Below are 24922 nucleotides of genomic sequence, written 5' to 3'. Positions count from 1 at the left end.
ATTGAGCCCATGGAGCCCGTCGCGCCCACAAGGCGCACGGTTTGCCGCATACGGCACGCACTGGCTCAAGCAACGAGGCGCGCCACCACGGAGACAAGCAATGACCCCGGCGACCGCCTGCGACGCGTCCAACCTTGCGCGCGACTTCGACCTGCGCCACCTGAACCCCTCGTTCTATGCCGACCCGTATCCGGTCTACCACGCGCTGCGTAGCCTGGAGCCCGTGAAGCGCATGCCCGACGGCTCCGTCTTTCTGACGCGTTTTCGCGACGTGCAGGCGGTCTACCGTGACCCGAAAACCTTCAGTTCGGACAAGACCGTCGAATTCAAGCCGAAGTACGGCGACTCGCCGCTCTACACCCATCACACGACCAGTCTCGTCTTCAACGATCCGCCGCGTCACACGCGGGTGCGCAAACTGATCGCCGGCGCGCTGACGGCGCGTGCAATCGCGGCAATGGAGCCTGGACTGATCCGCCTTGTCGATGGCTTGCTCGATGCTGCCGCCGTGCGTGGCCGGATCGATCTGATCGGCGAGTTTGCGTCGGCGATTCCGGTCGAAATTATCGGCAATCTGCTGGACGTGCCGCACGCGGAGCGCGAGCCGTTGCGCGACTGGTCGCTGGCGATACTCGGCGCGCTCGAGCCGTCGTTGAACGAGGCGCAACTCGAACGGGGAAACCGCGCGGTCAGTGAATTCGTCGGTTATTTGCGCGATCTGGTGGCGCGGCGCCGGCGCGAATCCGGCGACCCGCAGCATGACGTATTGACGCGTCTGATCCAGGGCGAAGAGGGGGGCGAACAGTTGTCGGAAGCGGAACTGCTGCAAAACTGCATCTTTATCCTGAACGCCGGTCATGAGACCACGACCAATCTGATCGGCAACGGTCTCGTTACGCTGACCGGCTGGCCGGAGCAGCGCGCCGCGTTGCTGCGCGAGCCGTCGCTGATCGAGTCGGCGGTCGAGGAGTGTTTGCGCTTCGAGAGTTCGAATCAACTGGGTAACCGGATGGCAACCGTCGACACGGCGATCGGCGGCGTCGCGGTGGCACGCGGCACGCCCGTCACGCTGTGCATCGGCGCCGCCAATCGCGACCCCGAGCAGTTCGCGGAACCGGACCGCTTCGACATCCGCCGCGATCCGAACCGGCATCTGGCGTTCGGCTTCGGCATCCATCAGTGCGCGGGGCTGTCGCTCGCGCGACTCGAGGCGCGCATCGCCATCGGACGCTTCGTGCGGCGTTTTCCGGGGTATCGGCTTGATGGCGAGCCGACGCGCGGCGGCCGCGTGCGGTTTCGCGGCTTCGCAACGGTGCCGGTCGAACTCGAACCGGCGTAGCGCCAGGCACCGTATCTTTTGCCGACATCACGCAAGACTTACAGCCGACGCCTGCGGTGCCCAGCACGGTGCCGCGCCAGCCGTAGCGTGTAACCCGTGGCACGCTTGCTGCTTCACCGAAGGTCCTAGGCCCAGGGGAGCGCACGATGGCACACATGATCTGGAAGGGCGCAATCAGCTTCGGCCTCGTCCACGTACCGGTCCAGCTGTACCCGGCGACGCAGTCGGAGAAAGTCGGCTTCAATCTGCTGGATAAGCGCACGATCGATCCGATCGGCTACAAGCAGATCAACAAGCGCACCGGCAAGGATGTGACGCGCGAGAACATCGTGCGCGGCTTCGAGTACGAAAAGGACAAGTACGTCGTTCTCTCGGACGACGAGATTCGCGCGGCCAATCCCGAGTCGACACAAACGGTCGATATCCTCGCGTTCGTCGACGCACCCGACATCTCGTTCCTCTATCTCGACACGCCGTACTTCCTGACGCCCGACCGCAAGGGCGAAAAGGTGTACGCGCTGTTGCGCGAAGCGTTGAAAGCGTCTGGCAAGATCGGCGTGGCGAGCGTCGTGCTGCACAACAAGCAGCATCTCGCCGCCTTGATCCCGGTGGGGCCGATGCTGGCGTTGAACACGCTGCGCTGGGCCGCCGAGGTGCGCGACTTCGACGAATTCAAGCTGCCGGCTGAAGGTGTGAAAGCGGCCGGCGTCACCGCGCGAGAACTCGACATGGCGAAAAAGCTGATCGCGGACATGAGCGACACCTGGGATCCGTCGCAATATCACGACACGTTCCGCGACGACATCATGACGCTGGTCGATCGCAAGATTCGCGCGGGTAAGACGGAAGAAATCACCGAAGTCGAAGCACCGCGCGAGTCGCGTCAATCCGCCGACATTCTCGATCTGTCCGACTTGCTCAAACGCAGCCTCGGCCGCGGCAAAAGCAAGCCCGCGGCGGGCGCGCGCAAGAATGCCAAGGACGATGAAGAGGACGCCGAGTCCGAAACGGCCGCGCCAGCCCGCAAGAAACCGCGCGCGGCGCGCTCGGCGACTACCGCCCGCAGCGGGGGTGGCAGCGGCGGCGCCAGTGCCAAGGCGGCGCCGGCACGCAAACGACGTGCGGCTGCCTGATCGCTCGCCTGATAGATAACACCGTGGCACCTCGACCCGCGACGAGTTCTACTCCATGAACGAAAGGCTCGATCTCTATAACCGCAAACGCCGCTTTGACGAAACGCCGGAACCGTCGGGCGCGGCCGCGCGTAAGAAAGCCAGCCGCAAAACCGCGGCGCGCGAATCGAGTGAGGCGCTGTCTTACGTGATTCAGGAGCACGACGCGCGGCACCTGCATTACGACTTTCGGCTCGAACTGAACGGCACGTTACTGTCGTGGGCGGTGCCCAAAGGGCCGAGTCTCGACCCGTCGGTGAAACGGCTCGCGGTGCATGTCGAGGATCATCCAGTCGAATATGGCTCTTTCGAAGGCGAGATCCCGCCTGGCAACTATGGCGCGGGAACGGTCATCGTGTGGGATCGCGGCAGGTGGGAGCCGACCGGCGGCGCGGCCGAGGCGGCCCGATCCTACAAGGCCGGCAAGCTCAAATTCAGACTTTTTGGCGAAAAGCTGCACGGCGGCTGGACGCTGGTGCGCAGCCATATGCGCGGCAGCGGCGACAAAGAGCAATGGTTGTTGATCAAGGAGCGCGACGACGAGGCCCGCGACGAGAGCGAATACGACATTCTGAAGAAGCGCCCGGGCAGCGTACTGGACGCCAGCGCATCGGCGGGCACGAGCGCGAAGGCCACTTCATCAGGCCGCGCCGACCCGAAGAAAACCGACATCGTGGCGACGCGCAGCACGCAATCGCTGCGCGAACTGGCCGCGTCGCCATCGATCGAAGGCGCGGTCAAAGCCACGTTGCCCGCTACCTTCAAACCTCAACTGGCGACCCTCGTCGACGCCGCGCCACCCGGCGACGACTGGTCGTACGAAATCAAGTTCGACGGCTACCGGATACTGGCCCGCATCGATCGAAAGGCAAAGGCCAGCGCGGTCAAGGTATTCACCCGCGCGGGCAACGACTGGACCGGGAAGTTCAGCAAGCAGGTGAAGTCGTTCGAACACCTCGGTATCGAAAGCGCATGGCTCGATGGCGAAGCCGTGGTGCTCGATAAAAACGACGTGCCGAACTTTCAGGCGCTGCAGAACGCGTTCGACTCGAACCGCCCGCAGGACATTGTCATCTATCTGTTCGACATTCCGTTCCTGAACGGGTACGACTTACGCGGCGTGCCGCTCGAACAACGCCGCGCGATTTTGCGCGCCTTGTTGGATGGCGCCGACGACGGTGTGTTGCGCTTTTCGAACGACTTCGCGTTCAGCGCCGACGATCTGCTGAAGAGCGCGTGCGACATGGCGCTGGAAGGCATCATCGGCAAACGGCGCGATAGCGGCTACACGTCAGGGCGCTCGACGGCGTGGATCAAATTGAAGTGCCGGCGCCGTCAGGAGTTCGTGATCGGCGGCTATTCGGAGCCTTCGGGTAGCCGCGCGGCGTTTGGCGCACTGCTGCTCGGCGTCTACGACAGCAAAGGCAAACTGCAATACGCCGGGCGCGTCGGCACGGGCTTCGACGCCGCGTTACTGCGTGCCGTCAAGAAGGCGCTCGACGCGCACAAAGCCACGCGCATGCCGTTCGCCTCCGCGCCGCGCGAGCGCAGCCGTACGCCGGTGCATTGGGTCGACCCGGTGCTGGTCTGCGAATGCAATTTCGCCGAATGGACGAGCGACGGCATTGTCCGCCAGGCGTCGTTCGTGAGTCTGCGCAACGACAAACCGGCGCCGCAGATCGTCAAGGAAGCACCCCGCAAAGGAGCCGACGTGCAAGAGCAAACCGATACCGCTTCCGATGCCGCGCCGAAGAAACGTGCGGCGAAAAAGACCGCGTCCAGTGCCGCAGCGGAGCCCGCGAGTAAAAGCGCAGCGAAGACGGCCGTGACGAAGACGCGGGCAACGAAAGCCGCTGCAACGAAAACTGCTGCAACGAAAGCCGCTGCAACGAAAGCCGCTGCAACGAAGACGTCGGCCACAAGCGCGTCTGCAGCAAAAGCGTCCGCAGTAAAAATCCCTGCGACGAAATCCAGAACCGCTGCAACGCCCGCCGAAATCGCCGGCGTCCGCGTATCCCATCCCGACCGCGTAATCGACAAAAGCACCGGCACCCGCAAGATCGATCTCGTGCAGTACTACGAATCGGTCGCCGACTGGATGCTGCCGCATCTGCAGGACCGGCCGGTGTCGCTGGTGCGCGCACCCGAGGACATCGGCGGCGAGTTGTTTTTTCAGAAGCACAGCCAGAAGCTGTCGATTCCGAATGTCACGCAGCATCCCGGACTCGACGCCGGCCATCCTCCGCTGATTACCGTCGATACGCTCAAGGCCCTGGTCGGCGCCGCGCAAATGGGCACGGTCGAATTTCACACATGGAATGCCGTGGTGTCGAACATCGAAAAGCCCGATCGCATGGTGTTCGATCTCGACCCCGATGCGTCGCTGGGTTGGGCGCGGATGATCGAGGCCGCGCAACTGACGCGCTCGCTGCTCGAAGAACTCGGGCTCACCTCGTTCTGCAAGACGAGCGGGGGCAAGGGATTCCACGTCGTGGTGCCGCTCGCGAAGCACGCCGGCTGGGACGAAGTGAAAGCGTTTTCCCAGGCCGTCGCGCAGCATATGGCGACCACGCTGCCCAAGTACTTCAGCGCGAAGATGGGCGCGCAGAATCGCAAGCAGAAGATCTTTGTCGACTATCTGCGCAACAACCGCGGTTCGAGCACGGTCGCCGCATTTTCGGCGCGCGCTCGTCCGGGCCTGGGTGTTTCAGTGCCAATTTCGTGGGACGAAGTCGCCACCACGACAAGCGGCGATCAATGGACCATCGAAAACGTGCACGAGCGCCTCGAAGACCTGAAGCGCGACCCATGGGCGGACTATGCGAAGACGCGTCAGCGCATCACGGCCGCCATGAAAAAACGTTTGGATGAAGCGGAGTGACCGCGATCCCGCGGCCTCGTTCATACGAAAAAGGAGCAAACCATGAAGACCTCACCGCAATCGTCGGACGGCGACAAAAAAGCCGACCCGCATGCAGAAAAGCATCCGCGTTCGCTGCAGGAAGCGTCCGCGCCGCTGCCGCACGAAACCGATCAAAACGCCGAATCGCAACACGAGGATAATCCGCGAGGCGTCGGCAAGCAGGCGCACAGTGACATCGAGCACGGCTTGAAGGATACGGACCGCCGCGGCGGTGACGAGTATCAGCAAAAGACGCAGAACGATGCGCATACGGACGTCAATTCCGACAGCAAGGCAGGCGGCGCCGGGCGCGGCAAGCCTTGACGGCGCGCCGCGTGGGCTGAATCATTGCGGCTCAGCGTCCCAATAAGGCGGGTCAACGCCAGGCGCCGATCCGCCGGCGTCGAATTCTGGAGTACGCCCACCGGGGATTCCCGCGTCGAGCCGCTCCCGCTCGCCGGGCGTGCGCCGGGCAGAGCGCGCCACTATTCTGAAATTCAAGAAGATGTTTCAGTGAATATGACGGTTTTTGCGCTCGCTGCAGACGACGCGCAAGCCGCCGTCTGCAGCGAGCGCCGTTCAATCAACCTCATCTGAATAAAAAGGAGCTGTGATGAAAGCCGTAGGTCTCTATCGCTACTTGCCGATCGATCAAGCCGAAGCCCTGGTCGATGTCGACATCCCTAAACCGGAAGCCGCCGGCCGCGACCTGCTGGTGAAGGTCGAAGCCATCTCCGTCAATCCGGTCGACACCAAAGTGCGTGCTCCGAAAGACACCGTTGAGAAAACGCCGCGCGTGCTGGGTTGGGACGCCGCCGGCACGGTGGTGGCGGTCGGGCCGGACGTCACGCTGTTCAAGGTCGGCGATCCGGTGTTTTACGCGGGCAGCATCACGCGGCCGGGCGCTAATAGTGAGTTCCATCTGGTCGACGAGCGCATTGTGGGGCGCAAGCCGGCGTCGCTCGATTTCACGCACGCGGCCGCGCTGCCGTTGACCGCGATCACCGCCTGGGAAGCGTTGTTCGATCGCCTCGGCGTCTCGCCGCAAGGCGCGGACGAAGGCCGCTCGGTACTGATCGTCGGCGGCGCGGGTGGGGTCGGCTCGATCGGCATCCAGTTGGCGAGGCAACTGGCCAAGCTGAAGGTGATCGCGACCGCTTCGCGTCCAGAATCCGCGAAGTGGGCGACGGAGTTGGGTGCGGATCACATCGTCGATCACTTCGGCGATATGCCTGCGCAGTTGAAAAAGCTCGGCATCGACCAGGTCGATTACGTGCTGATCTTCAACGACACCGACAAGAACTTCCCGGCGACCGCCGAAGTCATCAAGCCGCAGGGCGGCATTTGCTCGATCGTCGAAAACGGCAAGCCGGTGCCGGTCGAACTGCTGAAGGCGAAAAGCGCCGCGTTCCACTGGGAATTCATGTTCACGCGTTCGATGTTCGGCACGCCGGACATGATCGAGCAGCACAAGTTGCTGACCGAAGTGGCGCGTCTGGTCGATGCGGGCACGTTGCGCACGACGGTCGGACAGGACCTCGGCAAGATCAACGCGGAGAATCTGCGCCGCGCGCATCAATTGCTCGAAGCGGGGCGCGCGATCGGCAAGCTGGTGCTGACGGGCTTCTAAACCGCGCACGATTCGATCGAGCTTACATGGCCGGCGTCGCAGCAATGCGGCGCCGGCCATCTTCATTGAATACGCATCAAACTGTGAAGTCCGGCGCGGTATGGCGGTGTTTTGTAGCAGCGCGGCGTAGTGCGCCCTCGCGCAGTCCTGACACCTCGCACGCGCAGAAAGCACCTCACCGCAAGCGGGTTAACTCCCGATTCGCGGGCAGCGCGCGCCGCGCCGCTTGGCGTTAGACTGATGGGGCATCACGCTAAAACAGTTGCGTGTCTCGCGTCGTCGGGCCCGGTACCAATCAGGCATCAGTCAGATGGTGCACAGGCAGTCGTGCTTAAGCGAGCGCGCAGCGGCACAACAACGAGGTGACAGTATGAGCTCCAGCTTCAAACTCTCCGCCGTTTCAGTTGTCGCTTCTCTCGCTTGCGCCCTGGCGTCCGGCATGCTCGTGCCGGTGGCCCATGCGGCCACGCCGATCACGGTGACGTCGCAGTCCGCCCTCGACGGTCCGATCCGCTACACGGTCCGCGTCACGTCGAAACAGTTCGGCAATTCACAGGAAACGCGCACGATCCGCTCCGGCGAATCGGACGACTTCACGTGGAAGACGGTGCCCCCGGGCGGCCCTGTGCCCGCGGCGAATACCTGTCCGAATTATTCGTCGCTGCCGGTCGACACCAACGGCGCGATGATTCGCCAGACGCAGATCCGCTTTGCGCCGGTCGTTGCCGGTGACGGTACCGCGACCGTGCAAATGAGCTTCCAGGCGCAGATGCCGCACGGCGTGAAGACAGTCACGAGCGGCGGCAAAACGCTCAAGTGTCCGAACGACATGATCTTCAGCCAGATTCTGCGTTTTACGATGCCGACCAACGGCAGTACGAAAACGCTGACGCTCAATGACGGCACGGAAGTGGCGGTTACCGCGAAGCGTTGAAACTTGCGCGGTGAGTCGTGCGTGATGCTTCGGCGGCAGCGGCTGTTCGCCAGCCGGTGCTGCCGGCTGGATCGTTGATGGCATGATTCAACGCCTCGCCGTAGCCCGCTCCACCAGCCGCGCCGACAGAAACCGATGCTCCGCCGAGAACAGCCGCCGATACGTGAGCAGCACCGCGCCCACCGTCCCCAACGCTGACGAAGCGGCAATCAGGAACATGATCACGATCTGATAGCGCACTGCCTGCAACGGCGACTGCCCGGCCAGCACCTGCCCGGTCATCATGCCGGGCAAACTCACCACGCCGACCACGGCCATCTGATTCAACGTCGGCATCATGCCCGCGCGCACGGCCTGACGCGCCGGCGCCTGTGCCGCTTCCCAACGGGTCGCGCCGAGCGCGAGCGCCATGTCGACGCGGTCGCGCCGCGCGGTCAATTCCTCGGTCATCCGTTCGATGCCGAGCGACACGCCCGTCAGCGTATTACCGAGGATCATGCCGAGAATCGGAATCGCATACTGCGGCTCGTACCACGGGTGAATGCGGATCACGACGAACAGGCCGACCGCGGCCACCAGCCACGAACTGACCCAGATCGACAGCACACTGTCCACCCGTTGCCCCGCATACGTGCGGCTGCCGCGCTGTGCGCCCGCGAAGCCGGCGATCAGCGTCATCACGATCATCAGGGGCAGAACCACGAACCAGTGGTCGTAGTGAAACACCCAGCCGAGCACATAGCCGATCGCCAGCAACTGCACGACAGTGCGCACCGCCGCCCACGCGAGCTTGCGTTCGAGGTCCAGCTTGAGCGCCACCGACACCACGCCGTTCACCACGATCAACAACGCGGCGATCGCGACGTCCCAGAGACTCAGGTTTTGCAAGGTCATTGGCCGAGCTCCTGAGGCGCGGGCGCCGCCGCGGATTCGTCGAGCACACCGGCGCGCATCGTCAGGCGCCGCTCGCTCATGCGCGCGGCTTGCGCCGGATCGTGCGACACCCACATCGAGGCGTGCCGGCCGGGGTCGGCATCGAACCACGCATGCACCAGACCCTCGATCGCACGCGACGATTCAGGGTCGAGCGAGGCGGTGGGTTCGTCGAGCAGCAGCACTTCGGGTGCGAGTTGCAGCACGCGGATCAGTGCGGTGATCTGCGCCTCGCCGCCGGACAACTCGCTCGCGCGCTTGTCGAGAAAATCGTCGCCGCGGCCGGCCTGAGCGGCGAGGCTCACTGCGCGCGCGCGATCGAAGCGCACGTCGCGATAGGTTCGCAATTCGAACGGGTAACGCAGATTGTCTTCGACGCTGCCGTCGAGTAGCGCGGGCCGTTGCCGGATATACGCGACGTTGCGCCGGTAGCGCGGAATGATGGCGCGCTCGACAGACTCGCCGTGCCACATGACGCGTCCCGCATCGAGCGGATCGAGCAGGGCGAGTGCGCGCAGAAACACGCTCTTGCCCGAGCCCGACGGGCCGGTGATCGCGACGCGGTCGCCGGCGCGCAGGGCGAAAGTGGTGGGCTGTAGCAACGGTTGCCCGCGCAATGCATCGCGCCGGACGATGCCGTCGGCAAGAACGAAGGGAACATCGGTCATGAGTGGGAGCGTGGTGGAGTTCTGCGTGAATTCGAAGGTCGCTTTGACATTCAATGACATTTCCATTGCAGGCAACCTGTGCGCGAACTGTGCGTCATGATAACGACACCTGTTAGACAATACGACCAGGCACGATACGTGCTGACTCGAGGCACGACGAAGAAGAAAACGCGGAGCCCGCAATGGCAGTGTCGAGCACGACTGGAAGACGGATTGGAAAAATCATCGCATGGCTGGTGGCGATCATCGTCATTCTGATTGTCGTGCTGATCGTTTTTATTCTGACCTTCGACTGGAACCGGGCTCGGCCCTACATCAACGACAAAGTCACGCAGGCGATCGGCCGGCCGTTCGCGATCAACGGCGATCTGAAAGTAGGGTGGCGGCATCCGGTCGGCGAGACCGGCTGGCACGGCTGGGTGCCCTGGCCGCGTTTCTCCGCGGCCAATATCACCGTGGGCAATCCTGGCTGGACCAGGCAGCCGCAGTTCGCGACGCTCGACGAAATCGACTTCGAGGTCAAAGTGTTGCCGCTGCTCGCGCACGACATCGTGATTCCCACGATCAACCTCGTGAATCCGTCGATCGATCTTGAGCGCCTGCTGGACGGGCGCGACAACTGGACGTTCAAGCTGCCGGCGTCCACCGGGCCTTCCGAGTGGAAGCTCGAACTGCATGACATCGCGTTTGCCAAGGGCAACATCGCGCTATCCGATCAGCAAAAGAAGGTCGAGGTGGAGATGGCTGTCGATACACTCGGCCAGCCGATTCCCATTGGCGAGGCGATGAAACAGCAGGAAGCGGCGTCGCGCAACGCGTCCGCGCTGACGATCGGCAAGGCGGGCGCGGGCAAGCTCACCGCACAGGCTAACGCGCAGGCGGCATCGGAGGCAGCGGCTGCCTCGGCGGCGGCAGCCTCCGGCGCGTCGGCGACGGACATTACGGCGTCGGGCACGACAGCGGCGAACGGCGCCTCGGGCGCGTTGGCCGCCGGTGGATCGAAGGGTGCAAGCGAGGCCGCGAGCGGCGCTGCGGTGGCTTCGGCACCGGCGTCGAACGCCAGCGAGTCAGGCGTCGCGGGCGGCGCGAAACCGGCGATCCCGATGTACGCGATCGGCTGGACCATCAAGGGTACCTACAACAAGACGCCGGTGGCCGGCAGCGGCAAAGTGGGCGGCGTGCTGGCGTTGCAGGATGCCAACCGGCCATTCCCGGTCCAGGCCGATGTGAAGGCGGGCGACCTGCGCGTCGGCCTGGTGGGCACGATCACTGATCCAGCGCATCTTGCCGCGGTCGATTTGCGCCTGTGGCTGCAAGGCAATAGCCTGGCGCGGCTGTATTCGCTGACCGGCGTGACCTTGCCCGACACGCCGCCGTATGCAACCGAGGGACGACTCGTCGGCCAGTTCAAAGCCGGCGGCAACGTCTTCAAGTACGAAAATTTCACTGGCCGGGTGGGCGGCAGCGACGTGAATGGCTCGATGATCTATACGGCGCGTGAACCGCGTCCGCTGTTGCAGGGCGAGCTGGTGTCGCATCTGCTGCAGTTCTCCGATCTGGCGCCGGTGATTGGCGCGGACTCGAATGCGAGCAAGGCCAAGCGCGGCGATGCGACGCCGCAGCCGAGCAACAAGGCGCTGCCGGTCGAGGAATTCCGCACCGACCGCTGGAAGGCGATCGACGCCGACGTGAAGTTCACGGGCCGCCGCATCGTCAAGAACACGAACCTGCCGATCACGGACTTGTACACGCACGTGGTGATGACCGACGGCGTGCTGTCGCTGGAGCCGCTGAAGTTCGGCGTGGCGGGCGGCTTGCTGGAATCGAACATTCATCTGGACGGCAGCGCGACGCCGCTAAAGGGCCGCTTCGCGACGTCCGCGCGCCACCTGAAGCTCAAACAGCTGTTTCCGAACTTCAAGACGATGCAGAACGCGCTCGGCGAAATCAACGGCGACGCCGCGCTGACCGCGACTGGCAATTCGCCGGCGGCGCTCGCGGCGACGTCGAACGGTGAGGTGAAGGCCTTGATCACCGACGGCACGGTGAGTCGTCTGCTGATGGAGGCGGCAGGGCTGAACGTGGCGAACGTCGTATATGAAAAGCTGTTCGGCAAGCGCGACGTGAAGATCAACTGCGCGGCCGCCGATTTTGTCGCGACCAACGGCGTGCTGGATTCGCGGGTCTTCGCGCTCGATACGGACGATGCGGTGATCAATATCGACGGCAAGGTGAATCTGCGCGACGAGTCGTTGGACCTTGGCGTGCATCCCCATACCAAGGGCTTCCGGGTGTTCTCGCTGCGCTCGCCGTTGTATGTGAAGGGAACGTTCAAGGATCCCGACGTGGGCGTGAATGCAGCCGCGCTGGCGCTACGGGGCGGTGCCGCGATTGGGCTGGGATTGATCAATCCGTTGGCGGCGCTGATTCCGTTGCTCGCGCCTAGCAATAACAAGTCGCTGCCGTGCGGGCAGTTGCTGTCGCAGGTTCGTCAAGCGCCGACTGCGCCGCCGCCGGGCGTTAAGGAGCGGCCCAAAGCTGCCATTTCTCTCGACGGTGCGCCGGTGAATAAGTCTTCGGCCGGCGCTTCGTCGCCGGCCGCGTCTGAGAAGAAGCCAGCCGTGATGTCACCGGCTAGTGCGGCTGAATATAAGGGGAGTTGATGTCGCGCAGCCGAAAGAAAATCGACGGCTGCCCAACGCCGCAGGCGCGCACACAACGGGGCTGCCAAATAAAACCAGACGAAGCGAAAGACCTACCTCAATGAGCGCGGAGCGGCATCCCCAGCCGCATCCTGCCGGCGAACCCCACGCCTCGCGCCGCCGATCCGGGTGGCACCAAACTCCGTCAGGATTTTGCCTCTAGCCCGGCTGGCAAAGACCAAAAAACCAAACCCGTCGGCCTCATACCAATAGCCGCCATTTTCGAGCCCGTCGAGCGGCTGTTCCAACGCATTCGTGATGGATTCGATACAACGCCGCCGCAATTCAGCGGGGGCGGGATAAGGTGGCTGCGCCCCCCGCACACTGCAGAGGAGCACATCGAGTCCTGGCAGCACATGCGCATAGAGCACCGGTTCGTCCTGGGCGCGAGCGCGCGCAATTTTGGTGTCGAGCTGACTGAACGGCTTGAAATGCCGTAGTACCGCGAGGAACGACTCATCGCCGTCCACCTTCGCGCGTCTACGCTTTTTCGGGAAGGACATAAAAATTCGCCTGAAAAAGAATTGCAAGAAACGCAGCGTCCTCATGCGACAACTCCCGGCTTCGCGCGCCGCACGTCGATCTTTTATAGCATACGACAGGGCCGGATTCACGGTGATTCGACGCCTGCGCCGCCCCACCGCCTCCCGCACGAATCATGCCGAACCGCCTCGCCGCGCGCTTTCGCTTCCCAGCACATCTGTCTCCATCATAGACGCACGCGTCGACGAAAAAACACCTCGTACCAATAAAAAAGTCTTTTTTATGTGGGCGGGCGCATCTTGTCGCTACGTTGAAATATCCTACGTTCACGTCGATAATGGCCCGTCCGGCTGCGCTGCGGCTTGCTCGTCTGTCCGGCGCCGCAACCGCCCGCCTGCATGGCGAACGCGACCGGACCGTGCGTGCCGCCGAGGCTTGAACGACCCTTCGGGCCAACATGAAACTATTCACCAAGGGTCTGCTGCTGATTGCAGTGCCGAGCGTGGTCGAGCTGGCGCTTCTGGGCGTCGTCTTCGATACCCAGGAGCAAACAGCGCAGGCCGCGCAGTGGGTCAGCAACAGCAAGCAGATCCTCTATCAGTCGTCGGCCATTGTCGATCCGATGCTGCGTCAGGCCGCGCGGGTTCGCACGGGTATGATCGTCGGCGATCCGTCGTTTATCGACCGCCGTACCGTGTGGGTCGATCTCGGCGACCGGCTTTCGAATCTTGAAACGCTGGTGGCGGACACGCCGCCGCAGGTCGAGCGCGTGCGCGAGATGCAACGGGCGATCGACGCCTATCGCGCGCAGGCCGCCACGATCTCGCAGGCGTTGCATGAAGGACGCAACCTGAAGTCGTTTGCCGCGCTGGAAACCGGGGCGCTGCCACAGCAGATCGCGCTGTTTCGCGATGAGCTCGCTGCGTTCGGTAACGAGGCGTTGCGGCTCGACGCCGAACGCGGCACGGCTCTGGCACGGCGCCGTGAACGCCAGCAATACGCGCTGATCGCGGCAGTGTTGGGCTCGATGCTGATCTGGGCGGCCACCGCGGTAGTGTTTGCGCGCAGCATTGGCAGGCGGCTGGAAGTGTTGACGGGCAACGCGGAGCGTCTAGGCAGCGGGCGACAGCTCGCGGTGCCGCTGTCCGGTAACGACGAAATCGCCGCGCTCGATGCGGTGCTGCATCACACAGGCGCACGCCTGCGCGAAGCCGAAGGCGAGCAGGCCATGCTGAAAGCGCGGCTCGAAGCGCGCGCGCGGGAACTGGCGGGCGTCAACGAGGCGCTGCGTCAGGAGACACAAGACAACGAAATGTTCATCTACAGCGTGTCGCACGATTTGCGCTCGCCGTTGGTGAATCTGCAAGGTTTTTCGAAAGAATTGCAGGTATCGTGCGACGAACTGGACAGCATCGTCGAGGCCGCCAAACTGCCGCAGGCCGAGCATCGACGCATGGTGCATATCCTCGACGGCGACGTGCGCGAGTCTCTGCAATATCTGCGCACCGCGGTGACGCGGGCAGCGGCGATCATCGACGCCCTATTGCGGATTTCGCGGGCGGGCCGGCTCGAATACCAGTGGCAGCGAGTGAGCGTCGGACGGGTGGTGGGCCGGGTGGTCGACGCGTTGCAGGACGCGATCCGGCAACGCGCGGTGGTGGTTACTGTCCGCGATTTGCCGCCCGCATGGGGCGACCCGGGCGCGATCGAACAGATTTTCAGCAACCTGGTCGGCAACGCGCTTAATTATCTCGATCCGGCGCGCAATGGCTGGATCGAGATTGGCGCGCTGGCGCCGGAACCGGGCGACGAGACGGAGCCGCGCGCGTTGCGCACGCGCACTTATTACGTGCGCGACAATGGCCTCGGGATTCCCGCCGCATATATGTCGAAGGTGTTCCGGGCGTTTCAGCGCCTGCACGGCGACGTCGCAAACGGCGAAGGCATTGGTCTCGCGGTGGTGCGGCGTATGGTAGAGCGGCACGGCGGCCGCGTGTGGGTCGAGTCGGCGGAAGGCGCGGGGTCGACCTTTTTTGTCGTGTTGCCGGAACAGTCTGCGCGAAATTGAGCTGAATTAATCGCGAGAGGCAACGGTTTGGGCAGCCGTAAGCGCGATGAAAAAACGACGTGTCAGCATGGAGGGCATATGAGTCAGGAAGAAACGGTCAGTATCGTGCTGATCGAAGATGACGACGGCCACGCCACGCTCGTCGAGCGTAATCTGCGCCGTGCCGGTCTTTCGAACGGTTTCGTGCGCTTTCGCGACGGCCAGCAGGCACTCGATTACTTTTTCGGCCCGACGCCCACGGACGCTACCGGCAGTCCTGCCGCCACCCCTCATCCTTCTCGCGAAGATCTGACGAATTTCGTCGTGCTGCTCGATCTGAAAATGCCGCGCGTGGATGGCTTCGAGGTGTTGCGGCGCCTGAAGGATTCGCCACAGACAGCCGCAGTCCCGGTGATCGTGCTGACCACGACCGACGACCCGCGCGAAATCGCGCGCTGTTACGAACTCGGCTGCAACGTCTACATCACCAAGCCGGTCGAATATGAGGCGTTCATCGAAGCCGTGCGCCGTCTCGGCTTTTTCCTGCAGGTGGTCAAGCTGCCGTCTGGCCCCCGTCTGGCAGCGCCGTGACGCAGGGCTCATGTGACGGTATTCCGAAGCCCATGACGAGATAGCCACAGAGAAGACTCCGCATGAACGAAGACGTATCCCCGCAGCCCGCCGCGTATGTGCTGGTCGTCGATGACGACGAAGGCATCCTGCGGCTCGCGCGCAAGTCGCTCGAGCGCGCCGGCTGCCGGGTGGCGATCTGCGCGGGCGTCGAAGCGGCGCGGGAGCGGCTCGCCGTGGGCGCCCCCGACCTGCTGGTACTCGACTACCAACTCAACGGGCCGGAGACCGGCCTCGACTTCTTTCGCCGCCTGCGCTCGGAAGGCGTGCGGATTCCCGCCATCCTCGTGACCGGTTTCACCGACGAATCCCGCGTGATCGAAGCGTTGCGCGCGGGCGTGTCCGACGTGGTGCCGAAATCCGGTGACTACCTCGACTACTTGCCCGAAGCTGTCGAGCGGGTACGCTCGCAGGTGCGTTTGCAGAAAGCGTCAGACGAAGCCTTGCTGCTGCGGGATCGCGAACAGCATTACCGGACGCTGTCGGAGGCGTTGCCGCACCTGGTGCTGACCTGCAACGCGGCGGGTGATTGCGATTTCCTTTCGAAGCAGTGGTTCGACTACACGGGGTTGGCGGAAAGCAGTTCGTACGGTCTCGCATGGCTCGAAGCCGTGCATCCCGACGACCGCGAGGAAATCCGTCGCACGTGGCTCAAGGCCGTCAATAGCGGCGCGGGCGACTATCGGCACGACATGCGGATTCGCCGCCACGATGGCGAATACCGCTGGTTCGACGCCCGCGCAGTCGCCATGCGCGACGCCGAAGGCAACGTCAGCAAATGGTTCGGCAGTTGCACCGACATTCATGCGCAGCGTGAAGCGATCGAGGAGCGCGAACGGCTGCTCGCCTCGGAGCAGGCCGCTCGCCAGATCGCTGAAGAAGCCAACCGTGCGAAAGATCGCTTCCTCGCCATGCTGTCACACGAATTGCGCACGCCGCTCACACCTGTGTTGGCCGGCGCCGCCGTGCTGGAGATGATCCCGGGTCTGCCCGACCAGGCGCGCGCCAGCGTGCGGATGATCCGCCGCAACGTCGAACTCGAAGCACGGCTGATCGACGATCTGCTCGATCTCACGCGAGTGGCGAATGGCAAACTGCGTTTGTCGCTGGAAACCGTCGACGTGCATGACGTGATGGATAGCGTGCTCGAACTCTTCCGCAGCGAGATTCAGGTCAAGCAGCAGGACGTGCACGTCTACAAGAACGCGCAGCACCACTATGTGCTCGCCGACCGCGCGCGGCTGCAACAGATGCTGTGGAATCTGATTCGCAACGCCGCCAAGTTCACGCCGGACGGCGGCCATATCTATGTGCGCACGCGCGACGAACGCATGCACGTGCAGATATCGGTCGAGGATACGGGTATCGGCATCGAGCCCGACCAGATCGGCAAGCTTTTCAACGCGTTCGAACAAGGCAACCAGAACATGACGCGGCAATTCGGCGGTTTGGGCCTCGGCCTCGCGATCACGAAGGCACTGACCGATGTGCACGGGGGCACCGTGACCGCGCAAAGCCCGGGCGCGCACTGCGGCGCAACCTTCACGATCACGTTGCCGACCGCCGCGGAGCCTGCGGAAACGTCGTCCGTTGCCGCGCCTGATGAGGTGCATCCTCCCGGCCTGCTGGCCATTTTGCTGATCGAAGACCACGTGGATACCGCCGAGGTGATGGCGCAGCTGATTCGCAGCCTCGGTCACGACGTCACGGTGGTGGGCCGTGTGGACGATGCATTGGCCGCCACCCAGTTGCAGACTTTCGATCTGGTGATCAGCGATGTGGGCTTGCCCGACGGCACCGGCCTCGATTTCGTCAAAGCGTTCCGCGAGCATTCGGATGCGCCGGCGGTTGCATTGACCGGCTTCGGGACTGACGAAGACGTGCGCCGTTGCCTGAGCGCCGGCTTTACTTCGCATCTGACCAAGCCTGTCAATTTCGGACAGCTCGAGACGATGATCGAAAGCGCCGTGAATCTGAAGGCGGAGAAGGGCGCACAATAATGCGTCGGCGCATGTTGTGCGCGGCATAAAAAAGCCTGTTGCGATTTTCAGCAACAGGCTTTTTTATTGACCCCGGCTTAGGTGCCGGCTTGAACGCTTATCGCGGTGAGCTCTTCAGCGAATCGCGGATTTCGCGCAGCAACAGAACATCTTCCGGCGTTGGCGGCGGCACGTCCGACGCGGCTTCAGCCGGCTTGCGCAGATTATTGATGAACTTGACCATCAGGAAAATAATGAACGCGAGGATCACGAAGTTGATGGCCACGGTGATGAACGAGCCATAACCGAATACCGCGACGCCCGCTGTCTGCAAGTCTTTGTACGATTCGGGACTGCCTTTGAAGCTAGCGGGAATATCGCCGAGGCGAACGAATTTATTGGAGAAATCGAGGCCGCCGGTGGCAACGCCGACAACCGGCATGATCAGGTCTTTAACAATCGAATTGACGATGGTGGAAAACGCGCCGCCGATAATCACCCCGACTGCAAGATCCATTACGTTGCCCTTGAGGGCAAATTCCTTGAATTCCTTAATCATGCTCATCTATGTGCCTCCCAGAAGTCGATAATCGAATCATACCAACCTCAGAAGGATAGGCTAGTCTTTTGGCCGACAAAGAGAGGATGAGCTTTATTCTGGAAACTATGCCTGGCTATGGCGCGCGCGTTCTATGTGTGCAGCAAAAGTGACCGGATCGGTATTCGTGCCGCACAGTAGAACCCCGACGCGTTTGCCTTGGAGCGTTTCGCGCAGCGGGCCGAGCAGCGCTGCCGTGGCGGCGGCGCAGGCCGGTTCCACGGCGAGCTTAAGTTGTCCGAACAAGGTCAGCATGGCTGCACGCAACTGGTCGTCGGACACGGTGACGAGCTGGTCGATATGACGGCGGCATAACTCGTAGCTGTATTCCTCGGTGTGCGGGGCCATCAGCGAATCGGCGATACCGTGCATGTGGCCCATCTTGACCGTGTGGTTGGCCGCGAAGCTCTTGCCCATCGCATCCGATCCTTCCGGTTCGACACCGTACACATGCACGAGCGGATTGGCGAGCCGCATGGCAGTCGCGACGCCCGCGGCGAGACCGCCGCCGCCGATCGGCACGATCACCGCTTCGAGATCGGGCGTTTGCGTGGCCCATTCATAGCCGAGCGTGGCCGAGCCCAGCACCGTGCGATAACCGTTGTAGGGATGCACGAAATAACGGCCCTCCTCGGCCTCGATACGGCGCACCAGTTCGAATGCTTCGGCGAGGTTTTCCGCGAACACGATGTCGGCGCGATACTGCCGGCACAATGCGACACGTGCCGGATTGGCCGCGCGAAACAGCACGACCTTCGCGCTGATGCCAAGACGCATGGCCGCATAGGCCACCGCCACCGCATGATTGCCGCCCGATACACAGGTGACGCCCGCGCTGCGTTGCGCTTCGTCGAGCGCGAGCAGGTTGGTGAACGCGCCGCGCGCCTTGAAGCTGCCGCCCGCTTGCAGCAGCTCGAACTTGAAGTTCACCACCGTGCCTTCCAGCGACGGAAAGTCGAGCCGGTCGAACACGGGCGTTCGTGTGACCCACGGCGTCAACGCAAAATGCTGCGTGGCGATGTCGTCGAGAGTCGGGATCGGCTCACCGTCGATCGTATGGTCGGTGTGCTGCGGCGTGGCGGTTGACATGGCGTGGGCGGGTTTTTCCTTGATATAAGTAAGACTATTTTTGCGTCAAACGGTTTCAGCGCGCGTGCGCGTCCCTCAACGGGACTTCCTATAAGGCGTCGACCGACATGCTGTGGATGAATTTCTGCAGGAAGTGCTCGCACGCCACAAGCTGATCGAGCGCGACGAATTCGTTGGCTTTGTGCGCTTGCTGGATGTCGCCGGGGCCGCACACAATGCTCGGAATGCCTGCCAGCGAGAACAGCCCGGCCTCCGTGCCGTACGCGACCTTGCGCTTGTCCTGGTCGGCGGTCAAGGCGCGCACGAGTTGCGTGATGGCGGCTTGTTCAGACGAATCGAGCCCGGGCGCCGCGGCGATCCTGGTGATCTCGATGGCCGCCGATGGATGCTCGCGCAACATTTTCGGCAGCAGCGTCTCGCGCGCGTATTGATCGATGCGCGCGAAGATCGGTTCGGGATCGAGCGTGGGCAGATTGCGGAATTCGAACTGGAACTTGCATTCGGCCGGCACGGTGTTGATCGCATTGCCGCCGATGATCGTGCTGGTCTGTGAAGTGGTGAAGGGCACGTCGTACAGTTCGTCGAATGGCCCTTGCTCGCGGAATTGATCGGCCATGTCGCGGATGTAGCAGATCAGACGCGCGGCATATTCAATGGCGTTCAAGCCCTTCGGCGTGAGCGACGAATGGGCCGCCTGACCACGTACGCAACACTGATACGCGTTGATGCCCTTGTGTGCCACGATCGGGCGCATGCTGGTCGGCTCGCCGACAATGCAGCCGTCCGGCTTGACGCCGCGCTTCATCAGGTCGGCAATCAGGAGCGGTGCGCCGACACACCCCACTTCTTCGTCGAACGACAACGCAAAGTGAATCGGCTTGGCAAGTTTGGTCCGCTGCATGTCGGGCACGAGCGCAAGCGCCGCGCCGATGAAGCCTTTCATGTCGCAAGTGCCGCGGCCGTACAACTTATCGCCGCGAATTTCCGGCTTGAACGGATCGCTGTCCCATTGCTGACCGTCCACGGGCACGACATCCGTATGGCCCGACAACACGACGCCGCCATTGGTCTCGCCATCGTGCGCGGGAATCGTTGCGAACAGATTGGCCCATTTGCCGCTTTTGTCGTGAGTGAGCGTCGCTTCGATCCCGACCGCGCGCAATTCGTCACGTACGGTTTCGATCAGACCGAGATTCGGATTGCGGCTCACGGTGTCCATCGACACGAGACGAGTGACCCAGGGAAGCGAAGCAGGAGAGGGAGAATTCGATGCAGAGGCGGGCGTTTGCGGGGATTGCGCTGATTCAGCGACGTGAGACATGACAAGACTCCAGCATTTAAGTCTTTCGATCATACCCAAAAAAAAACCGCCCGTATGCTGCGGCGCGCGTTTGCGCACCGCAGCATGAACAAAAAACGACTAGACGTACCGCGTTTTCCTGGCGGTGTCGATATTTGCACCGACCCTGGTGCCAGCTTTGGCGCAGTACCGGCGCACTATCGCGCAGCGACGGCGGCCGCCGTGCCGCGGCTCGGCGACCCGAGTGCGCGCAACGTCTCTTTCACCGTCGCAACACGAACCGCGAGGTCCGGCGTGCGTGTTTCGATACGCAACTTGTCCTGGCCCGCAAGCTTGATGTGCTTGTGTTTCTGTACCATTTCGATGATCCGCATCGCGTCGATCGGCGGATTAGGGATGAACTGCAAGCCGATCACGGTCTCGCCTGCATCGATCTTCGAAATGCCCAGCGGCTTGGCCGCCAGCCGCAGGCGATGCGTTTCCACCAGCGCATGCGCCTGCGGCGGCAATTTGCCGAAGCGGTCGATCAATTCTTCGTGAATGCTGTCGATCGAATCGTTGTGTTCGCAATTTGCGAGCCGCTTGTAGAGCGACAGACGTTCCTGCACATCGCCGCAGTAGTCCGCGGGCAGAATGGCCGGCGCGTGCAGATTGATCTCGGTGGTCGCGGCGAGCGGTGCCGTGAGGTCCGGCTCCTTGCCTTCCTTGAGCGCCTTCACGGCGTCGTTCAGCATGTCCGTATAAAGCTGGAAACCGATCTCCTGAATCTCGCCCGACTGCTTGTCGCCGAGCACTTCGCCCGTGCCGCGAATTTCGAGGTCGTGCATCGCGAGATAGAAGCCCGAACCGAGTTCCTCCATCTGCTGAATCGCTTCAAGACGCCGTTGTGCCTGCTTCGTCAAACCTTGCGGATCGTGCACCAGCAGATACGAATACGCCTGGTGGTGCGAGCGGCCCACGCGGCCACGCAACTGATGCAATTGAGCGAGGCCGAACTTGTCGGAGCGGTGAATCAGGATCGTATTGGCGCTCGGCACGTCGATGCCCGTTTCGATAATCGTCGTGCACAGCAGGACGTTCGCGCGTTGCGCAACGAAGTCGCGCATCACCCGTTCGAGTTCGCGCTCATGCATCTGTCCATGCGCGACCGCGATGCGCGCTTCGGGCACGAGCGCTTCGAGCATCTGCCGGCGATTCTCGATCGTCTCGACTTCGTTGTGCAGGAAGTAGACCTGGCCGCCACGCTTTAGCTCGCGCAACATCGCTTCGCGAATCACGCTGTCTTCTTCGCGGCGCACGAAGGTTTTGATCGCGAGGCGCTTTTGCGGCGCCGTGGCGATCACCGAGAAATCGCGCAGGCCTTCGAGCGCCATGCCGAGCGTACGCGGGATCGGCGTGGCGGTGAGCGTGAGTACGTCGACTTCGGCTCTGAGCGCTTTCAGCGCTTCTTTCTGACGCACGCCGAAACGGTGTTCCTCGTCGATGATCACGAGCCCCAGCCGCTTGAACTGCACATCCGAGGACAGCAGCTTGTGCGTACCGATCACGATATCGACTGTGCCTTCGTTGATCTGCTGGATCGACGCGTTGACTTCCTTGGTCGATTTGAAGCGCGACAGTTCGGCGATCCGCACCGGCCAGTCGGAGAAACGGTCGGTGAATGTTTGCGTGTGCTGTTCGGCGAGCAGCGTGGTGGGCGAGAGCAGTGCCACCTGCTTGCCGCCCATCACCGCGATGAACGCCGCGCGCAACGCCACTTCGGTCTTGCCGAAGCCGACGTCGCCGCAGACGAGACGGTCCATCGGTTTGCCGCTCGTCATGTCGCCGATCACCGCCGCGATGGCCGCGGCCTGGTCCGGTGTTTCCTCGAAGCCGAAGCTCTCGGCGAACTTCACGTAGTCTTTCGGTTCGAGTGAGAATGCATGGCCTTCGCGCGCGGCACGACGGGCGTATAGATTCAGCAGCTCGGCAGCGGTGTCGCGAATCTGCTGCGCCGCCTTGCGTTTGGCCTTTTCCCATTGACCCGAACCGAGCGAATGCAATGGCGCGCTTTCCGGATCCGCGCCGCTATAGCGCGAGATCACGTGCAATTGTGCGACCGGCACATAGAGCTTGCTGTCGCCGGAATATTCGAGGTGCAGGAACTCGGTTTCGCCTTCGCCGAGGTCCATCGTCACGAGGCCCATGTAGCGGCCGATGCCATGCTGCGAATGCACGACCGGGTCGCCGATCTTCAGCTCGGACAGATCGCGCACCATCGAATCGACGTTGCTTGCCTGTTCCTGACGGCGGCGTCCCGAGCGGCGCGCGAGCGGACCGTAAAGCTCGGTCTCGGTGATGATCGCGATGCCGTCGAGCGGGACGGCAAAGCCGTTGGCAAGGGGCGAAACGCCCAGCGAAAAACGCGCGTCGCCGATGAGCCAGTCCTGGAAGCTGTCGCTCGACGAGGGCTTCAGATGATTGTCGGCGAGCAGTTGCAACAGCGTTTCGCGCCGGCCGGCCGATTCAGTGGCGAATAGCACGCGGTTCGGCGTGGTGTCGAGATAGGCGCGCAGTGCGGAGACCGGATCGTCCGCGTGGCGGTCGATCGCGAGGTTCGGCAACGGCACGGACCAACCGCCGCCCGCGTTGGCGGGCAGGACGAGCCGCGCGAACGGCTTCGCGAAGGTGAAGAAGTCCTCGTCCGACAGGAACAGACGCTGCGGCTCCAGAATGGGCCGGTCGCGATCGTGCGACAGAAAGTTGTAGCGTTGCCTGGTGTCGTTGGTGAAGCGCTTGATCGCCGCATCCAGATCGCCCACGAACGCCAGTTGCGCGCCTTCGGGCAGGTAATGGAACAGCGTTGCCGTTTCGTCGAAGAAGAGCGGCAGATAGTATTCGATGCCCGCCGACGGCACGGCGTTGCCGATGTCCTTGTAAATCGACGCGCGGCTCGGGTCGCCCTCGAAGGTCTCGCGCCAGCGGCTGCGGAAGGCGGTGCGTGCGGCTTCGTCGAAGGGGAATTCACGGCCCGGCAGCAAACGCACGTCTTTCACCGGATAGAGGCTGCGCTGCGTGTCAGGGTCGAACGCGCGGATCGAGTCGACCTGGTCGTCGAACAGATCTATCCGGTACGGCAAGGGCGAGCCCATCGGGAAGAGGTCGAGCAGCGAGCCGCGCACGCAGTATTCGCCGGGACGCACCACCTGGCTCACGTGTTCATAGCCGGCGAGCGTCAGTTGCGCTTTGAGCCTGGCTTCGTTCAGGCGCTCGCCCTGCGCGAAGGAGAACGTGTAGCCCGCCATGAACGAAGCAGGCGGCATCCGGTAAAGAGCCGTGGTGGCAGGCACCAGCAGGATGTCACAGCGGCCTTCACCGAGATCGTGCAGTGTGGCGAGGCGCTCGGAGACCAGGTCCTGATGCGGCGAGAAGGTGTCGTAAGGCAGCGTTTCCCAGTCGGGCAGCAAGCGCACGCGCGCCTCGGGCGCGAAAAAGCCGATTTCCTGCGACAGACGCTGCGCGTCGACGGCGCTTTCGCACACAACGGCCAATAGTGGCACCTTCTCGCGATAGGCGAGATGGTAGCGGGCGATCAGCAGCGCGTCGGACGAACCGTGCGTGCCGTCGAAGGCGAAACGCTGGCCGGCCTTGACGAGCGCGACGGGCGGGGAGTACTGCGATGATGCGGCGATGTCTGACATAGAAGAGAAAAGGCGGCCTCAGGCTCACACGTGATCGGCAAGTTTACGCGTGTCGGGGCGTGGATGCGAAGGACCTATTATAAAATCCGTCGTTTACTTACACTTCGCGGCGTCCGCACTCGTGACTTCCCGTCTATTTGCCCTGATTCCGTGCGCTGGCACCGGCAGCCGTTCCGGCGCCGCGATGCCCAAACAATATCGCACTGTCGCTGGCCGCGACATGTTGCATTACTCGCTGGCGGCTTTCGACGCCTGCAGCGAGTTTGCGCAAACCCTTGTCGTGATTGCCGCCGACGACCAGCATTTCGACGCGCGCCGCTTCAGCGGCTTGCGTTTCGCCGTGCGCCGCGCCGGCGGGACTTCGCGCCAGGCGTCGGTGCTGAACGGGCTGCATGCGCTGGCCGAGTTCGGCGCGCGCGACGACGACTGGGTGCTGGTGCACGATGCCGCGCGGCCGGGGATTACGCCGGCATTGATCCGCGCGCTGATCGGCGCGCTGAAGGACGACGCGGTGGGCGGGATCATGGCGTTGCCCGTTGCGGATACCTTGAAGCGGATCGACGCCGGTTCGTCCGACGGGCGGATTGCCCGCACCGAAGCGCGCGATGGTTTGTGGCAAGCGCAAACGCCGCAGATGTTCCGCATCGGCATGTTGCGCGAGGCGATTGTGCGCGCGCAGGCGGACGGTCACGACCTGACCGACGAAGCGAGTGCGATCGAATGGCTGGGGCACGCGCCCAAACTGGTACAGGGGAGTTTGCGCAATTTCAAGGTGACGTATCCGGAAGACTTCGATCTGGCCGAGGCGATTCTGTGCCGGCCTTCGGCTTCCTGAT

The 24922-nt window shown here is 63.0% G+C and carries 18 protein-coding genes; 11 read left to right on the top strand and 7 right to left on the bottom strand.

Annotated features, from left to right (window positions below; all coding sequences use genetic code 11):
• Positions 1 to 100: 100 nt before the first annotated feature.
• From ACAX43_RS20110 to ACAX43_RS20085, 6 genes are all read left to right on the top strand, one after another.
• Positions 101 to 1339, top strand: coding sequence for a cytochrome P450 (locus ACAX43_RS20110; protein WP_370710170.1), 1239 nt, complete (start codon positions 101 to 103; stop codon positions 1337 to 1339).
• 146 nt (positions 1340 to 1485) lie between these two features.
• The gene (locus tag ACAX43_RS20105; RefSeq protein WP_370710169.1) at positions 1486 to 2472 is read left to right on the top strand and encodes a Ku protein; all 987 of its coding nucleotides are present in this window, start codon (positions 1486 to 1488) and stop codon (positions 2470 to 2472) included.
• 55 nt (positions 2473 to 2527) lie between these two features.
• A complete protein-coding gene (gene ligD, locus ACAX43_RS20100; RefSeq protein WP_370710168.1) occupies positions 2528 to 5392 on the top strand; it encodes a DNA ligase D in 2865 nt (954 codons plus the stop codon).
• Positions 5393 to 5434: 42 nt separating this feature from the next.
• Positions 5435 to 5737: a hypothetical protein gene (locus ACAX43_RS20095; RefSeq protein WP_370710167.1), complete on the top strand. Its 303-nt coding sequence runs from the start codon at positions 5435 to 5437 to the stop codon at positions 5735 to 5737.
• Between the two features lie 289 nt (positions 5738 to 6026).
• Positions 6027 to 7043 (top strand): zinc-binding alcohol dehydrogenase family protein, encoded by a 1017-nt coding sequence (locus ACAX43_RS20090; protein ID WP_370710166.1) that lies wholly within the window; start codon positions 6027 to 6029, stop codon positions 7041 to 7043.
• Between the two features lie 370 nt (positions 7044 to 7413).
• Complete coding sequence (locus ACAX43_RS20085; RefSeq protein ID WP_370710165.1) at positions 7414 to 7977, top strand: DUF6013 family protein; 564 nt, start codon at positions 7414 to 7416, stop codon at positions 7975 to 7977.
• An 87-nt stretch (positions 7978 to 8064) separates the two neighbouring features.
• Here ACAX43_RS20085 and fetB read toward each other — a convergent pair whose 3' ends face one another.
• A complete protein-coding gene (fetB, locus tag ACAX43_RS20080) occupies positions 8065 to 8871 on the bottom strand; it encodes an iron export ABC transporter permease subunit FetB (RefSeq protein ID WP_370710164.1) in 807 nt (268 codons plus the stop codon).
• A complete protein-coding gene (locus ACAX43_RS20075) occupies positions 8868 to 9578 on the bottom strand; it encodes an ATP-binding cassette domain-containing protein (protein ID WP_370710337.1) in 711 nt (236 codons plus the stop codon). The genes fetB and ACAX43_RS20075 overlap by 4 nt, the downstream gene beginning before the upstream one ends.
• Before the next feature lie 182 nt (positions 9579 to 9760).
• Here ACAX43_RS20075 and ACAX43_RS20070 point away from each other — a divergent pair, with 182 nt between their 5' ends.
• Positions 9761 to 12241 (top strand): AsmA family protein, encoded by a 2481-nt coding sequence (locus ACAX43_RS20070; RefSeq protein ID WP_370710163.1) that lies wholly within the window; start codon positions 9761 to 9763, stop codon positions 12239 to 12241.
• A 92-nt stretch (positions 12242 to 12333) separates the two neighbouring features.
• Here the strand turns inward: ACAX43_RS20070 and ACAX43_RS20065 are convergent, their stop codons facing one another.
• Positions 12334 to 12828: a hypothetical protein gene (locus ACAX43_RS20065; RefSeq protein ID WP_168793740.1), complete on the bottom strand. Its 495-nt coding sequence runs from the start codon at positions 12826 to 12828 to the stop codon at positions 12334 to 12336.
• Positions 12829 to 13220: 392 nt separating this feature from the next.
• On the opposite strand from ACAX43_RS20065, the gene ACAX43_RS20060 reads away from it, so the two are divergent.
• The 3 genes from ACAX43_RS20060 (at position 13221) to ACAX43_RS20050 (ending at position 17440) form a co-directional block, all read left to right on the top strand.
• Positions 13221 to 14831 (top strand): ATP-binding protein, encoded by a 1611-nt coding sequence (locus ACAX43_RS20060; RefSeq protein WP_370710162.1) that lies wholly within the window; start codon positions 13221 to 13223, stop codon positions 14829 to 14831.
• Positions 14832 to 14909: 78 nt separating this feature from the next.
• The gene (locus ACAX43_RS20055; RefSeq protein ID WP_370710161.1) at positions 14910 to 15401 is read left to right on the top strand and encodes a response regulator; all 492 of its coding nucleotides are present in this window, start codon (positions 14910 to 14912) and stop codon (positions 15399 to 15401) included.
• 62 nt (positions 15402 to 15463) lie between these two features.
• Positions 15464 to 17440: a response regulator gene (locus ACAX43_RS20050; RefSeq protein WP_370710160.1), complete on the top strand. Its 1977-nt coding sequence runs from the start codon at positions 15464 to 15466 to the stop codon at positions 17438 to 17440.
• Positions 17441 to 17537: 97 nt separating this feature from the next.
• Here the strand turns inward: ACAX43_RS20050 and mscL are convergent, their stop codons facing one another.
• The 4 genes from mscL to mfd all read right to left on the bottom strand — a co-directional run bounded on the left by mscL (position 17538) and on the right by mfd (position 24086).
• On the bottom strand, positions 17538 to 17984 hold the full coding sequence (mscL, locus tag ACAX43_RS20045; RefSeq protein WP_370710159.1) for a large conductance mechanosensitive channel protein MscL: 447 nt from the start codon (positions 17982 to 17984) through the stop codon (positions 17538 to 17540).
• A gap of 99 nt (positions 17985 to 18083) precedes the next feature.
• Positions 18084 to 19106 (bottom strand): pyridoxal-phosphate dependent enzyme, encoded by a 1023-nt coding sequence (locus tag ACAX43_RS20040; protein WP_370710158.1) that lies wholly within the window; start codon positions 19104 to 19106, stop codon positions 18084 to 18086.
• A gap of 88 nt (positions 19107 to 19194) precedes the next feature.
• Positions 19195 to 20427 (bottom strand): acetylornithine deacetylase, encoded by a 1233-nt coding sequence (argE, locus tag ACAX43_RS20035; protein ID WP_370710157.1) that lies wholly within the window; start codon positions 20425 to 20427, stop codon positions 19195 to 19197.
• Between the two features lie 176 nt (positions 20428 to 20603).
• Positions 20604 to 24086, bottom strand: coding sequence for a transcription-repair coupling factor (gene mfd, locus ACAX43_RS20030; RefSeq protein WP_370710156.1), 3483 nt, complete (start codon positions 24084 to 24086; stop codon positions 20604 to 20606).
• Positions 24087 to 24207: 121 nt separating this feature from the next.
• Here mfd and ispD point away from each other — a divergent pair, with 121 nt between their 5' ends.
• Complete coding sequence (gene ispD, locus ACAX43_RS20025) at positions 24208 to 24921, top strand: 2-C-methyl-D-erythritol 4-phosphate cytidylyltransferase (protein ID WP_370710155.1); 714 nt, start codon at positions 24208 to 24210, stop codon at positions 24919 to 24921.
• Position 24922: the final 1 nt, after the last annotated feature.

It is taken from the genome of Paraburkholderia sp. IW21, from assembly GCF_041321145.1.
Lineage (GTDB): Bacteria > Pseudomonadota > Gammaproteobacteria > Burkholderiales > Burkholderiaceae > Paraburkholderia.
Note: the sequence above shows the minus strand (reverse complement) of the source record. Positions and strands in the feature narration are given on the sequence as shown.